Source organism: Neisseria sp. P0007.S010 (assembly GCF_051962875.1).
Taxonomy (GTDB): Bacteria; Pseudomonadota; Gammaproteobacteria; order Burkholderiales; family Neisseriaceae; genus Neisseria; species Neisseria subflava_A.
Window position 1 is genome coordinate 38,670 of the sequence record NZ_JBQCUX010000009.1, and the last position, 14,778, is coordinate 53,447.

At 45.4% G+C, this 14,778-nt stretch carries 12 protein-coding genes and 1 pseudogene; 6 read left to right on the top strand and 7 right to left on the bottom strand.

Annotated elements, in window-relative coordinates; all coding sequences use genetic code 11:
- Positions 1-6 precede the first annotated feature (6 nt).
- Positions 7-1,479, bottom strand: a complete 1,473-nt coding sequence (locus tag ACTHR7_RS07730) for a malate:quinone oxidoreductase (protein WP_070814109.1) — start codon at positions 1,477-1,479, stop codon at positions 7-9.
- A gap of 433 nt (positions 1,480-1,912) precedes the next feature.
- On the opposite strand from ACTHR7_RS07730, the gene ACTHR7_RS07735 reads away from it, so the two are divergent.
- From ACTHR7_RS07735 to ACTHR7_RS07745, 3 genes are all read left to right on the top strand, one after another.
- Positions 1,913-2,407 (top strand): hypothetical protein, encoded by a 495-nt coding sequence (locus ACTHR7_RS07735; RefSeq protein ID WP_070712209.1) that lies wholly within the window; start codon positions 1,913-1,915, stop codon positions 2,405-2,407.
- 82 nt (positions 2,408-2,489) lie between these two features.
- The gene (gene rsmG, locus ACTHR7_RS07740; RefSeq protein ID WP_440370614.1) at positions 2,490-3,119 is read left to right on the top strand and encodes a 16S rRNA (guanine(527)-N(7))-methyltransferase RsmG; all 630 of its coding nucleotides are present in this window, start codon (positions 2,490-2,492) and stop codon (positions 3,117-3,119) included.
- A gap of 67 nt (positions 3,120-3,186) precedes the next feature.
- Positions 3,187-3,957: a ParA family protein gene (locus tag ACTHR7_RS07745; RefSeq protein WP_440370615.1), complete on the top strand. Its 771-nt coding sequence runs from the start codon at positions 3,187-3,189 to the stop codon at positions 3,955-3,957.
- Positions 3,958-4,011: 54 nt separating this feature from the next.
- On the opposite strand, the gene ACTHR7_RS07750 is transcribed toward ACTHR7_RS07745, so the two are convergent.
- From ACTHR7_RS07750 to ACTHR7_RS07775, 6 genes and pseudogenes are all read right to left on the bottom strand, one after another.
- Entirely contained in the window at positions 4,012-4,584 is a 573-nt protein-coding gene (locus ACTHR7_RS07750; protein WP_440370616.1) for a GNAT family N-acetyltransferase, read from the bottom strand.
- A gap of 1 nt (position 4,585) precedes the next feature.
- Positions 4,586-4,966 carry an ASCH domain-containing protein gene (locus ACTHR7_RS07755; protein WP_070823085.1) on the bottom strand — a complete coding sequence of 127 codons (381 nt, stop codon included), beginning with the start codon at positions 4,964-4,966 and terminating at the stop codon, positions 4,586-4,588.
- 1 nt (position 4,967) lies between these two features.
- Positions 4,968-6,110, bottom strand: coding sequence for a hypothetical protein (locus tag ACTHR7_RS07760; RefSeq protein ID WP_440370617.1), 1,143 nt, complete (start codon positions 6,108-6,110; stop codon positions 4,968-4,970).
- A gap of 59 nt (positions 6,111-6,169) precedes the next feature.
- Positions 6,170-9,121: a DUF3418 domain-containing protein gene (locus tag ACTHR7_RS07765; RefSeq protein WP_440370618.1), complete on the bottom strand. Its 2,952-nt coding sequence runs from the start codon at positions 9,119-9,121 to the stop codon at positions 6,170-6,172.
- A 65-nt stretch (positions 9,122-9,186) separates the two neighbouring features.
- Positions 9,187-10,764: a phosphoethanolamine transferase gene (locus ACTHR7_RS07770; RefSeq protein ID WP_440370631.1), complete on the bottom strand. Its 1,578-nt coding sequence runs from the start codon at positions 10,762-10,764 to the stop codon at positions 9,187-9,189.
- Positions 10,765-10,780: 16 nt separating this feature from the next.
- Positions 10,781-11,217 (bottom strand): annotated as a pseudogene (locus ACTHR7_RS07775) (hypothetical protein); the annotation flags it as partial.
- A gap of 95 nt (positions 11,218-11,312) precedes the next feature.
- On the opposite strand from ACTHR7_RS07775, the gene ACTHR7_RS07780 reads away from it, so the two are divergent.
- Genes ACTHR7_RS07780 through ACTHR7_RS07790 form a run of 3 tightly spaced genes read left to right on the top strand, consistent with a single transcriptional unit; the run spans position 11,313 to position 14,746 of the window.
- Positions 11,313-12,356 (top strand): DNA cytosine methyltransferase, encoded by a 1,044-nt coding sequence (locus ACTHR7_RS07780; protein WP_440370619.1) that lies wholly within the window; start codon positions 11,313-11,315, stop codon positions 12,354-12,356.
- Between the two features lie 12 nt (positions 12,357-12,368).
- A complete protein-coding gene (locus ACTHR7_RS07785) occupies positions 12,369-13,766 on the top strand; it encodes a protein NO VEIN domain-containing protein (RefSeq protein WP_440370620.1) in 1,398 nt (465 codons plus the stop codon).
- Entirely contained in the window at positions 13,763-14,746 is a 984-nt protein-coding gene (locus tag ACTHR7_RS07790; protein ID WP_440370621.1) for a DNA cytosine methyltransferase, read from the top strand. Before ACTHR7_RS07785 ends, ACTHR7_RS07790 begins: the two co-directional genes overlap by 4 nt.
- The last annotated feature ends 32 nt before the right edge of the window (positions 14,747-14,778 follow it).

Genomic DNA, 14,778 nt, shown 5'->3' on the forward strand with positions numbered 1-14,778 from the left:
TTCAACTTAGTGATGAATGCCCAAAACGGACGCGTTGTGGCTGATGATTTCGTCCGCCAAAGTCGGATTGTCGTTCAGCTTGATACCGTAGCCGGGCACCAATTCTTTCAGACGGCCTGACCATGATTCGGCATGATCTGGGAAGCATTGGTTGATCAGCTTAATCATCAAAGGTACGGCGGTTGATGCACCTGGGGACGCGCCCAGCAATGCGGCCAGCGAGCCGTCGGCATGGGCGACGATTTCGGTACCGAATTGGAGTACGCCGCCTTTTTTTGGGTCTTTTTTGATGATTTGCACACGCTGACCGGCGGTAATCAGTTCCCAATCGTCAGGATTGGCTTCCGGATAATACTCTAAGAGCGAAGTGAAGCGTTCTTCTTTGGTTTTACGCAATTCGCCCAAGAGGTATTTTGTCAACGGCATATTAGCCCAACCGGCACGGAGCATAGGATAGAGGTTGTCCATGTGGATGGACATCGGCAAATCCATAAGCGAGCCTTGTTTGAGGAAGTTGGGGCGGAAGCCTGCATACGGGCCGAACATCAAATGGCGTTGGCCGTCCACGTTGCGGGTATCCAAATGCGGAACGGACATAGGGGGCGCGCCGACGGAGGCTTGGCCGTACACTTTGGCGTTGTGTTGCGCGGCCGTTTCGGGATTGCTGTTGCGGAAGAAGAGGCCGGAAACCGGAAAGCCGCCGTAGCCTTTGCCTTCGGGGATACCGGATTTTTGCAGCAGGGTCAGTGCGCCGCCGCCTGCGCCGAGGAAGACGAAACGGGTGCGGAGTGTCAACGGGTCGTCATCGTCTTTGGTGCTGCTGGTTTTCAGCACCCATGCGCCGTCCGATTCGCGGTTGAGGTCGTCGACATGGCGGTTGAATTTGATTTTTACGCCTTTGTCGCTCAAGTATTTGACCATCTGGCGGGTCAGGCTGCCGAAATCGACGTCTGTGCCTTCGGCGGAGTAGTTGGCAGCGATGGATTGGTTTTCATCACGGCCGTTGACAACCAGCGGCGCCCATTCGGCAATTTTGGCACGGTCAGTAGAAAACTCCATTTTTTCAAAGAGTTTTTGGTTTTTGAACACGTCGAAACGTTTTTGCAGATAACTGCAATGGTCGGCGTTCATCACCAGCGACATATGGGGGACGGAATTGATGAAAGTGCGGTCGGTCAGTTTGCCTTCTTCGACCAAAGTCGCCCAAAATTGGCGGCTGATATGGAATTGTTCGGCAATATTGAGGGCACGGGTCGGATCGATCGTACCGTCGGCAGTCAGGGGCGCATAGTTCAATTCACACAGCGCAGAGTGTCCCGTACCGGCATTGTTCCATGCATTTGATGATTCCAACGCTACATCTTCCAAGCGTTCGATCAGGGTGATTTCCCAAGATGGTTCGAGTTCTTTGAGCAATACGCCCAAAGTGGCGCTCATAATGCCGCCGCCTACTAATACGACATCGGTTGCTTCAGCCATGGTTTTACTCCTACTAAAGTCAGGCATGGTTTGCCTTGTGGTTATCTATCATTATAAACAACTGATTTCATAGGAATTATTTTGTATTTTTGTTGTGTGTGAAACTTTGTTGCCTGCTGAGTTTCCGAGCGTAAATGGCGGAAGGCAGTTTCGGTTTGGGTTCCAGATTTCAGGTCTTTATAATATGTTATTGAGAATTTAGTAGATTTTACGGAGAAATGCAAAGATTTTCTGTTCGGTTCATATAAAAATAAGAGATTAGGCCGTCTGAAAACGTTTTCTTAACCTTTATCTGCCAACGTTTGCCAAGAAAAAAGAATTTTTCATTTCTTTTTTAATTGACCGTTTTTGTCAGCAATTTCAGCGCTAACAAACGTGAATCAACCGCCAATCTGCTATCATTTCGACTTATCCTGCAACAAGGCAAACCGCCATGTATCTGACACAAGAAAAGCCCTACCGCCCCCTATTGGTCGCACTGATGTTCCTCACCCTGCCGCTGGCGATGATATTGCACAATATCGTGCAAATCGCCTTTTCAGACGGCCAAGGCCTGCTGATAACGGTCAAAGACGGCGCGTGGGCATGGCAAAGCGGCTGGCAGGATTCCGTCGCATGGTTTGTCTGCGGCATGTTTGCCTTCCTCAACCTGCCGATTGCCGGCGGACTGACCAAGCTGGCGTATAAAAAAATGATGCGCCGGCATTCGCGTTACGCCATCTTCCTTGCCGGTGTCGCAGCGTGTGCCTCGGCGGCGGCAGGCTTGATTTTTGAAGCCATCTTAGGCAATGCCGCATTGGCCGGTATGCGCGGGCAAGGCGTGTTCTACTACACACTCTCCGTGTGGATCATCGCCATGCTGACCCTGCCCAAACAGCTCACGCGCGCGCCGGAGCAGCCCATCGTCTTTCACAAGATGAAACGTTGATTCAACAAGCACAAACATTTTCAGACGGCATGCTTTCCGTTACCATTATATCCAACGCGTTTTAACCAATAAGGAATAACAAATGAATCAGGCGCAACAGCTCCGCGACGGCATACAGGCACTGGGTTTGGACATCGACGAAGCCAAACAGGCCAAACTCCTAGACTATGCCGCCCTGCTGCAAAAGTGGAACAAAACCTACAACCTGACCGCCCTGCGCGATCCCGCCCAAACCGTCAGCCACCACCTGCTCGACAGCCTGACCCTCCTGCCCTATATTGAACACGCACAAACCATGCTCGACGTCGGCTCCGGCGGCGGACAGCCCGGCATACCCACCGCCATCTGCCGCCCCGACCTCGACATCACCCTCCTCGATGCCAACACCAAAAAAACCGCCTTTCTGCAACAAGCCGTCATCGAACTCGGCCTTAAAAACGTCCGCATCATCAGCGGCCGCGTAGAAGCCGCCGCCGACTGCCGCGCCGACGTCATCACCAGCCGCGCCTTTGCCGAACTCGCCGACTTCGTCAACTGGACCGAGCACCTCCTCAAAGACGGCGGCTACTGGGCGGCCATGAAAGGCGTATATCCGCAAGAAGAAATCGACAAACTATCCGAAAGCGTCGCCGTCGAAAAAGTCGAAGCATTGCACGTCCCCCAACTCAATGCCGAACGCCATATCGTCATCATCCGCAAAAAGGCCGTCTGAAAACAACCCAAGCATACCGAATAACGGTACAATCCAGCCATCCACACTTAACACGACAGCAAAGCACATGAGCGCACAAATCCTCGCCGTCGCCAACCAAAAAGGCGGAGTCGGCAAAACCACCACCACCGTCAACCTAGCCGCCTCCCTGGCCTCCAAAGGCCGCCGCGTCCTCGTCGTCGACCTCGACCCCCAAGGCAACGCCACTACAGGCAGCGGCATCAACAAAGCCACCATCGAAAACGGCGTTTACCAAGTTGTCCTCGGCGAAACCGACATCCCCAACGCCGTCGTCCGCAGCAAAGAAGGCGGCTACGACGTATTGGGCGCCAACCGCACACTGGCCGGCGCAGAAGTCGAACTCGTCCAAGAAATCGCACGCGAAATCCGCCTCAAAAACGCCCTGCAGCTCGTTGCCAACAACTACGACTACGTCCTCATCGACTGCCCCCCGTCCCTGACCCTGCTCACCCTCAACGGCTTAGTCGCCGCCAACGGCGTCATCGTCCCAATGCTTTGCGAATACTACGCCCTCGAAGGCATTTCCGACCTCGTGGCCACCGTCCGCAAAATCCGCCAAGCCATCAACCCCGACCTCGACGTAACCGGCATCGTCCGCACCATGTACGACAGCCGCAGCCGCCTCGTCGTCGAAGTCAGCGAACAGCTCAAACAACACTTCGGCAACCTGCTCTTCGATACCGTCATCCCCCGCAACATCCGCCTCGCCGAAGCCCCCAGCCACGGCCTCCCCGCCCTCGCCTACGACGCCCACGCCAAAGGCACCCAGGCTTATCTGGACTTGGCCGATGAACTGATTGCACGGTTGGAAAAATAAATAGGGATATGAATATAAAAAGGCCGTCTGAAAGTACTTCAGACGGCCTTTGGTTTATTTTAAATAACCGTTATATGATATTTCTATCGTATTTTGTTTATATAAATCAAAATATTTTTCTGTTTGAACAAAACCAAAATAATTAAAAATCTTCTCAAATTCAGAAAGTTTTTGTTCACTTACAGAAAGTAAAGGCTTCTCCGTCCCTAACTCAGCAAAAGATCTTTGGAACAACTTTATACCAATCCCTTTATTTTGGAATTCAGGCATGATCCTTAAACAGCATAATTTCTTTTCTTCAATCTCATTTTTTAGAATTGCCAAACCAGCAATCTTCCCATCACGCCATTCAAGTAAGATTGAGCGAGTTTTGTTATAGAGACCAGTAAATACTTTTTGCTCTAACCAATTCTCAAAATCTGGATATTGCTGAGACAACTGGTTCAAATTAGCAAATACATGATTAATTAAAGGTAAAGCAATATTCTCTTGTTCTATAATAAGATTAGAGTCAATAAGAGGTGTTCCTACTATCTCTTGGCGCTGAATTTGATTTTCATTATTAAATAAAGATAAGGAAGCGTAAGGAGACAGAGCATTGGGGGCAAAAATAAAGTGATACGTCATCTTATACTCCTTGTTTTAGGTAGTAGAAATTTTGTGGAGGATGTTTCTTTCCACAGAATTCTTCTATTTGCAGAGGATGAGGAAGCAATCTAAAGTTTACTATTTCTATAGCATAACCATTATTGTGTTCTCCAAAATATTGGAAGAACCTTTCTTTCGTTATACCTGAATTATAATTGGTTTTTTCCCATAAAGAAATTAAATTATCAGAAATTACTCGTTTTACCTCAAACTTTGCAACAACCCTTGAGAGAGGGCTCGTACCATAAATATAAACTGTATTTACACTTAATTTGGGTAATGTCTTTCTATATTCGAACTTCTTTAGTCCCAAATTAATTTGTGTAATAAACTCAGGATGCATTGATATTAGGATATCCATTTTAAATTTCATCGAGGGAGTGATTGAAGATAATTGTGTACAAATTTAGTAATTTTTTTTTAAAAACTAATGAGCATATTAATATAATGGAGAAAGATAATATATAAAAGTTAGGATTACGTATTATACTACCATGCTCTGTAAAAAAAATAATTATTAAATTTACCAAAGAACTTGAAACTAATCCTATGAGTAATATAAATAACAAGAACATGAAAATTTTACACGTAGATGTCTCAATTCTAGAAAACCTACCTAAAAGACTAAAACTTTCTGTCGACTTATCACCATTATCCATTTTCCAGTGATAACCTAAACTATTTTGAACTATGTTATCTCCTTTATTCAGAAAAAGATATTTTTGCCAAATATCCTCTTGTGTTAGAGAGCGGCTAGTATTATAGTTTTTACTGTGATCCCCAAGTTCATACTCTTGATTAATTATCAAGAAAAAGTGAATTTTTTTAAATTTTACAAATTCTAAATGGCAATTATCCATTAAAAATGATGGCAACCATCTACTTTCATTAATCCTTACATCTAATATTTTAGATTTTATAGTCGAGCTTAAAACTCCTTCATCTTCTGGTGTAAATGATTTTATAAAGTTAGTCTTAGATGCTGTTTTAACTCTAAACCTAATGTAGGCATGCTTTGACTCTATTGAATTTAAATTATTATCTTTAACGATTTGTGCTATTTTTTTTAAATCAATAATAATTTCGGTACAGAGAATATCTTCCCTATAGGAGAATTTAAATGTTTTATGTATTAAAAATGGAATTATAATAATATTTTTCTTATTTCTTGTTATTGCGGTAAATGTTTGGTTTTTTGTTGTCGATATAGTAGGCTCGTTAAAAATAGCAGTAACCATATCTAAATTAGAGGATAGTTCCTTTCCTAGGTCTAGGAAATCTGCAAACTCATACTTTCCAGGTATACTAATAAATAATTCTTTTTTATCTAATTTTTCCAGAGAAGTTATATCAATTAATAAGCCTAAATCTAGATATGTACATTTATTATCAAAATCCCATAAATTGAGGTGTAATTCATCTAGAAAAATATTTGCTTCCAAGTCGACTTCAGAAGGTTCTTTATGCGTCCTAAAAAGCAAACATGAAATTTTTTGTGTAGTCACGATTTCCTCATTTCACAAATAGATCTATGTTGTAATGATAATATAATAAATAATTATATTTATTTCAATCTCTCCCATTCCCTCAACAACCTCTTCACCGACACCGGATACGGCGTCTTCAATTCCTGCGCAAACAGCGATACCCTCAATTCTTCAATCATCCACTTAAACCCTGCAAGGCCGTCTGAAATGGGGAGGCCTTGTTTGATCAGGCTATCTGTTTTTTCCTGCCACATTTGTTCCAGTTCTTGAATATCGGCTTCGCGAGCTGCGTCTCGGGCGGGGTTGCTACTGTATTTTTCGAGGCGTAGGGTCATGGCTTTGAGGTAGATGGGGAGGCGTGGCCATTGTGCCCACGGGGTGCGGGTGGCGAAGCCGGCGGCGAGCAGGGTTTGCAGGCGTAGTCTTAGGAGGTGGGTCAATGGATGTTTGCCGAGTTTGCCGTTGAGTTCGGCGTAGGCGGCTGCGGTTTCCTGCAAGTAGCGGCTGAGGGCTTCTTTGACGGCGGGCAGGCGGCTGCGGGCGCGTTTGATTTGCTCTTTGAAGGCTTTTTCGTTGCGCGGCAGCTCGTCTTCGCCGATAAAGGCGCGGTCGCAGACGGCTTGGGTGAGGTCGTCGCGCAGGGTGTCGGCGTTGATATGTTTGAGCAGCATGGCGGCTTGGGTAAAGCCTTGGATGCCTTTGTTCAAATCTTTTACCTGCTCTTTTAATTGCAGCTTCATCAATTCGATGACGCCTTGACGGTGTGCCTGTTCGGCGGCTTCGGTGGTGTCGAACAGGCGCAGGGCGATGCGGCCGTCTTTTTCTTTTTGCAGGCCGAGGTAGCCGGTGAGCTGTTGTTTGCCGCGTGCGAATTTGATGGATTCGGGCAGGGTGCCGATGTCCCATGCGGTAACGTTGTCGCGCTCGAATTCTTGGGTGTTGTCGCGGAAGGTGACGGCGGCGGCTTGGCCGAGTTGTTGTTGCAATTCGTGCAGTTTGCGGCCGCCGGCGAGCTCTTGTCCGCCGTCGTCGATAATGCGCAGATTCAGATAGCAGTGTTCGGGCAATTCTTGCGCCGCCCATGCGTCTTGGTCGATTTGCTCGAGAATCCGCATATCGCCGGCGCTTTTGGCGATAAAGTGCGCCAACTGGGGAATGATGGCCGCTTGGCGGTCGGGATTGCTTTCGAGAAATTTGGTGATGAAATCGGGTACGGGCACGCAAATGCGGCGGATTTGCTTCGGCAGGGCTTTAATCAGCAGCTGGATTTTTTCGCGCAACATACCGGGCACCAGCCATTCGAGCGACGGCGCATGCAGGCGGTTGAGGACGGTCAGCGGTACGGTCATGGTCACGCCGTCGAGTGGATGGTGCGGCTCGAAGCGGTAGGAAAGTTTGAACTTGCCGTCTGCGGTTTGCCAAAATTTGGGGAACTGCTCTTCGGTAATGTGCGCGGCGGCGTGTTGCATCAAATCGTCGCGACTGAGAAACAGCAGACGCGGATTGTCGCGCTCGGCGGTTTTGAGCCAGGCTTCAAAGGTGCGGATATCGGCAAGGGGCAAAGGTTTCAGACGGCCTTTTTGAGATGCTGGCCGCTTTTGGGGTTTGGGGTCGTCTGAAACATTTTGCCGGGTATGTGAACTCGGTTCACGCTCGCGCTTGTCCGTATCGTTGGAATCCGCGTGCGTGGCTTGCGCCACACGCCCTGCGTTGCGCTGGTTTGCTTGTCCGTTTTGATCGGCTGTCTTGTCCGACTGGGTTTGTCCGCCCTCTTCGCTTCCCCAAACGCCGCCTTTCGCGTCTTTCCACACCAGCTTGGGCAGTCGTTCGTTATAAAACGCAAACAGGGCTTCGTCATCGACCAATACGTCTTGCTTGCGCGATTTATGTTCGAGTTCGGTAATTTCTTTAATCAGCTTTTTATTGTGGGCAAAAAAGGCCGTCTGAAGATTGCTTTCCTGCGCCACCAATGCGCCGCGGATAAAGATTTCGCGCGCTTCTTCAGGTGCAACTTTGCCGTAAGACACGGGGCGGCGCGGCAATACGGTCAGGCCGTAAAGCGTCACGCGTTCGCTGGCGACGACTTCGCCGCGTTTTTGTTCCCAGTGCGGCTCGAAATAATGGTAGCGGACGAGGTGCGGCGCTTCCTGCTCTATCCATTCGGGCTGAATAACGGCGACGTCGCGCGCGTAAAGGCGCGTGGTTTCAACCAATTCTGCCGCCATTACCCATTTGGGCTTGGCTTTGAACAGGGCTGATGCAGGAAAAAGGTGGAAACGGCTGCCGCGCGCGCCGGTATAGTCGTTGCCGTCGGGCGATTTCATGCCGACGTTGGCGATAAGGCCGGTGAGCAGGGCGCGGTGGATTTGTTCGTAGCCGGCTTCTTTGGCGGCACGGATTTGGGCGCGGTGTTGTTTCTTGTCCAGTTGTTTTTGTTTGAGTTTGGCCGCCAAATCTTGATCGCCTTGGCTTTCAGACGGCCTTAATTGTTCTTGGGTAGGAGGTTGTCGAAACGCGGCTTCTTTGGTGGTCAAACCCATTTCAATCGCGGTTTGGGCAAGCTGGTGGTGCAGCTCGCGCCACTCGCGCATCCGCAGGTGCGACAGAAAATATTGGCGGCACCATTGCACCAGCTGCTTGTTGGACAAACCTTTGTCGCGCTCGCGCTGGAAGCTGTCCCAAATATTCAGGTAGGCAAGAAAGTCGGATTGCTTGTCGGTAAAGCGTTCATGCGCCTTAGCCGCAGTATCGCGCGCTTCCAACGGCCGCTCGCGCGGGTCTTGAATCGACAGCGCGGACGCAATCACCAATATTTCCGCCATGCAGTCGTGTTTCTTCGCCGCAAGCAAAATGCGCGCGATTTTCGGGTCGATGGGCAGGCGCGCCATTTGTTCGCCGAGCTTGGTCAGACGGTAGCGCGTGTTGGCACCAATATGGCCCGAACTGTTTTGCAGGCCGTCTGAAACATTGGCTGGGTTGGATCGGGCATCCATGCCTGATCCGCGTACTTGGTTTTTCATATTTTGCATAGTCTTGTCGGTCGGGCATCTTCCCCGACATCATCTAAATTTGTCTTTATTGGTTTTCACGCCGCTTATTGCGGATAAACATATTCCGCTTTGCCGTCGCGAATGTTCAAGCTGCCTGCATCGCCTGTAATCAGATTGCCCGTTACCGAGCCTTCACTACAACCTGAAACCGGCATATCGTAGCCCAGCGTGTGAATCAGGAACGTTGAAAGCTGCTGATGGAAGGCAATCTCGCAAGGCGCAAAAGCTTGGTTGGCAGCCTGTTGCACGGCCTTATCCGGGCTGTACAACACCAGCGGCACGAGATAGCTGTCGGGCTGCACCGTGCCTTGATTGTAGGTATCTTGGCGCACATACTGGCCATGATCGGAGGTATAGGCAAACAGCCAGTTGCCGTCAGGCTGCTTTTGCAACTGATCGAATACGGTTTGAATCATTTGGTCGGTTTTGTGGATGGTGTTGTCGTACTTATCCACAATATTGGCTTCGCCGAATACTTTATCTTGAGGCTGCAACAATGCGCCGTATGGGACGTGCGAACCGCGTTGGTGCAACACGATAAAATGCTTGCCCTGCTGCAAATTGATTTTGTCGAACAGCGGCAGCAGCTTCTCATCAGGCATATTGTCGCCGTTGCCGTAGCCAAGCTGCGTCGGCTGAATCAAATGGTCTATCCATTTCTTACCGATTAAGTTCAAAATCGCCATCTCGTTTTCCGCCTGCGCGCTATAAAAATACGTTTCATAGCCCTGCTCTTTGGCGAGGCGGAACATATTGGTATCGCCGCTGCTGATTTGCTCATAGCCGTTGGCATGCGGTATCGCATTGAAAAAGCTGGGCAGGGACACAGCCGTCATCAAAGCGGCAGAATAGCTTTGCTTCACAATCGGCTTAAAGTCGGCTTGCGACAGCTGGGTTAAAAACGGCGAAGTTTCGCGTCCGTAGCCAAACAATTTCAAATGCGCCGCACTTTCGCTTTCGCCCATAATCAGGACGATATTTTGAATACCGCCCTGCCCGGTTTTGCTTGGCGCAGGCTGTTTGAACACAGGAATCTTGCTTAAATCAAACAACTGATACGGCAACACGCGCCCGACAAAATAGCCGAAGCTGAAATAATTGGCTTTGATGCGGCTGTATGTCGGTTTGGGCGAAATACCGTGTTCCTGTGTTGTACTGAATGAACGTCCAAAAATCAGCAACATCGCCGCAATAAACAAAATATCGGCGGCAAAATGCGTCTTACGGCGGAACTTGGCAAGGCTGCAAAACAACACGACTTCCGCCACGCCCCACAACGCAGGCAGCCACAACTTATCCAACATCGACGCGCCCGCGCTGCCAACTTCGGTAACCTCTTTCAGCATCAGCCAATAATTAATGCCCGTCATCCAACTTTGATAAACCGCGTAATGCACATTGTTGGCAATAATGCTGAGCGCAAAAAACACCGCAATCAGCAAACGCGTCACCTTATAACGCGCAAACAGATACAGCGCAACAATCACAAATGTCAGCGCAAACGTTTCCGCCATTTTCGCAGCCGGCAGAGTTTCAATCCCAAATACAAAGCGATAGGCAATTTCGCTGGCGGTAAGGAGAGATGAATACAGAAAGAGAACGAAAAGGGATTTTTTCATAATGGGAAGTTCACAATAAAAGTTGCTTGACTTCGGAAGATCGTCTGAAAGTCACTTCCTTGGTGGTTAAACCCATTTCAATCGCACGCCACTCACGCATCTGCAGGTGCGACAGGAAATATTGGGGCAGCATTGCACCAGCTGCTTATTGGACAAACCTTTGTCGCGCTCGCGCTGGAAGCTGTCCCAAATGTTCAGGTAGGCAAGGAAATCAGACTGCTTGTCGGTAGCTTTGGCTACCACATCGCGCGCCTCCAGCGGCCGCTCGCGTGAGTCTTGAATCGACAGCGCGTACGCAATCACCAATATTTCTGCCATGCAGTCATTTTGTTGTGCAGCAATCAGTATTCGGCTGACTTTGGTGTCAATTAGTAGTTGACCTATTTGTTTGCCAATAGGAGTTAATTGATAGTGCGGTTTTGGGGCTTTTAGGCTGCCTGAAAAATAACAGATAATGTTGTCTTAAAGCAATATTTAAGACGGTATTTGTTCTATCCTAAGTTATAATTCTGCTTTTTCAGGCCACCTGAAATCTTATTTTTGAAAATATGATGAATAACACACACCAACCTACTGTTTTAGATTTATTTTGCGGCTGTGGCGGCTTATCGCTTGGTTTTATTCAAGCTGGTTTTGATGTCAAATTGGGCATAGATTATTGGCAAGACGCGATTACCACCTACACCGCCACACACAAAGGCACACAAGGCATTGTCGCTGATTTATTCAACATCACACCCGAACAAATCTCCCAACAAACTCAAATTAAACAAATAGATGTGATTATTGGTGGGCCACCATGTCAAGGTTTCTCTATCGCCGGTAAACGCATGATTGATGATGAACGCAATCAACTTTATAAAGCGTTTGTGGATTTTGTCCGTTTTTATCAGCCCAAAGCATTTCTAATGGAAAATGTCCCTAATATAATGTCAATGGGAAAAGGAGCGATTAAACAACAAATTACTCAAGATTTTGAGCAGCTAGGCTATATCGTCAAAAGTCAAATTTTAATGGCTTCTGATTATGGGGTACCGCAAAATCGTAAACGCGCATTTTTTGTGGGATTTAAAAACGGCACAACATTTGAATTTCCGAAACAAACGGTTAATCAATATGTTACTACCAAACAAGCCATTTCTGATTTACCTGATTATTCGGTTGATGATGGCGCGGCTTATCCACTTTTAGGCAGCAGCGAATATCAACACATGATGCGCCAAAATGCAACTGGCTTGTTTAATCATCAAATCACTCAACATAATGACAAAACAAAAGAAATTATCGCTCTCGTACCTGATGGCGGCAATTACAAAAGCCTACCTGAACATTTGCGCCAGACGAGAAACGTCAATATTGCATGGACACGCTTAAACAGCCAAAAGCCAAGTTTTACAATTGATACGGGACACAATCATCATTTTCACTATCAATTTAACCGTGTACCAACAGTTCGAGAAAGTGCGCGTATTCAATCATTTCCCGATGATTTTATTTTTTTAGGAACAAAAACCAGTCAATTACGCCAAGTTGGCAATGCTGTTCCGCCTATGCTTGCAAAAGCGATTGCCGAAAAAATGAAATTGTTTTTATAAGGATATAACATTATGTTTAACCCCGATATTCAATATCGTTGCGACATTATTCGCGGTAAAGCACAAAAAGAATTAGATGATTTATTGCCAACTTATTCCACGATTGTGGCGGATATTTGTCCAGCCGATGAAAACATTTTTAATCAACAATTTAACAATAAATTATCGCAATCTTTTTATCAGAAAAATTACAATGAATTAGGCAAAAATCAACAGAAAACTATTAGAAATCATATTACTGAAATTGCAGGTAAATTATTTGGTTTGTACTTCAAAAAAAATGGTTTGGTATATGAAAGCCCAAGTAATAGTAAATTAGTAAACGACCAAGACCAACCTGCATTTTTTAAAAATTTATGCTTAAATTTTCAATTCCCAAACGGTACACAAAAAATTCAAACCATCACAGAACGTATTAACAAGAAGATTAAATTCAAACCGTTTCATTTTATTTTGGCGTTATTGGCAGAAGCGGAACAGGTAAAATTTACCATAACTACTTACCATATTGGCTATTATGTGTTGAATGCGTTGGAAGTGCTGCAAGGCAAAGTTACACCAAAAGAAGTATTGGATACGATTATTTCTAATAGTCAAAAGAATTCATTAAAACGTGTTCCTGTAACATCTCATGATTTTCAACATATTAGAGAATTGTTGAATTTATTGGTATTGGCGAATTTGATTGTGATTGATGAAAATCGAAACAGTAAAGCCGTACAATTAAATCATCATGAAAATGAGTTAATTCAATTATTTATCAAAGAATACAATACGCCACTTCAATTTGATATTTACCAATTTGATTTAAATGAAGAATACATTGGCAAACGCATTGAAATGGAATGGGCAGAATATTTTGCTCAAATTGCTCTAAAAAATGCTCAAGTTTTGAATACAGTTTTGCCATATCAACATCAAGTAAGTAAAAAAATAGACAAAAATGAATTAGGTAAAATGGGCGAGGAATTGGTATTTCAGTTAGAGCAAGAACGTGTGAAAAAATACAATCAACGCTTAGTCAATCAAGTTCAGCTTGTGGGTGAAATTCGTGGTTTGGGCTACGATGTAAAATCAGTTGCCGCTGATGAAAACCCAAATAATCCTGATTTTGATAGATTTATTGAAGTGAAATCAACCATTCGTGTTACTTCACCTGATTTAGATAATCACGATTGGATAGAAACTGTTAATTTAACACGCAAAGAATGGGTTGCTGCGGAGCAATTTCAGGCAGCCTACATGATTTATCGTGTGTATTTTACAGCTCATAAAATTTATATTCGCAAAATAATCAATCCTTTTGAGAAGAATGAACAGGGGATTATTTACGTTATGCCAACCATGTATCGCATGGATTTTTGGGCAAATAGCGTAGATGTTTCGGTTGAAGTGGATAATGTTTTATGAGTGAAAAATTAAAAGTTGTATCGTTGTTTTGTGGTTGTGGTGGTTCTGATTTGGGATTATTGGGCGGATTTGAATACTTGGGGCAAACTTATCCTAAATTGCCGTTTGAAATTGTTTACGCTTTGGATTTTGATAAATTTGCTGTGCAAACGTATAACGCTAATTTTGAACACCCTGCGATTTGTGATGATATTAAGAATTTAAATATTCAAGAGCTTGATGATTTTGATTTATTATTAGGCGGTTTCCCATGCCAATCTTTCAGCACGGTTAATCCCAGTAAAGACACCAATGACGCACGCGCTAATTTATATAAAGAATTGGTAAAAGTATTGCAAATCAAACAGCCTAAATATTTTGTTTTTGAAAATGTTAAGGGTTTAATGACTTTGCAAAAAGGGAAAATTTTACAAAAAGTATTAACCGAATTTAAACAAGCAGGATATGAAGTTCAATATAAATTATTGTTGGCAGCAAATTTCGGTATTCCGCAAAAACGTGAACGTGTATTTATGGTAGGTGTTCGCAAAGATATTCAGAAACACTATACATTCCCTATGGAAACTCATGCCGAACAGCCTAATTTATATCAAAAACCTTTTGTAAAATTAGAAAAAATCATTACTACCTTGGCGATTGATAATCCTAAATATTATTTTTCAGAAAAAGCTGTTTTAGGCATGAAAAATGCGAAAAATAACATGAAACGCGGTTTATATCAGGATTTGCAAGGACAATGCTTAACTATTACGGCACATTTGGCAAAAACCAGTTTAAACTCACGAGACCCAGTTTTATTGGTTGATAAAGACAAAGAATTATATCGCCGTTTTACACCGCGAGAAGCGGCTGGTATTCAATCATTCCCTGATACCTTTCAATTTCCTGTGAGTGATATTCAGGCATATCGGCAAATTGGCAATGCCATTCCGCCTGTATTGATGTGGCACGTTGCCAATGCGTTAGCGGAAATTGTGTAGTATTCAGACAGTCTGAAAATGCAAAATACCAT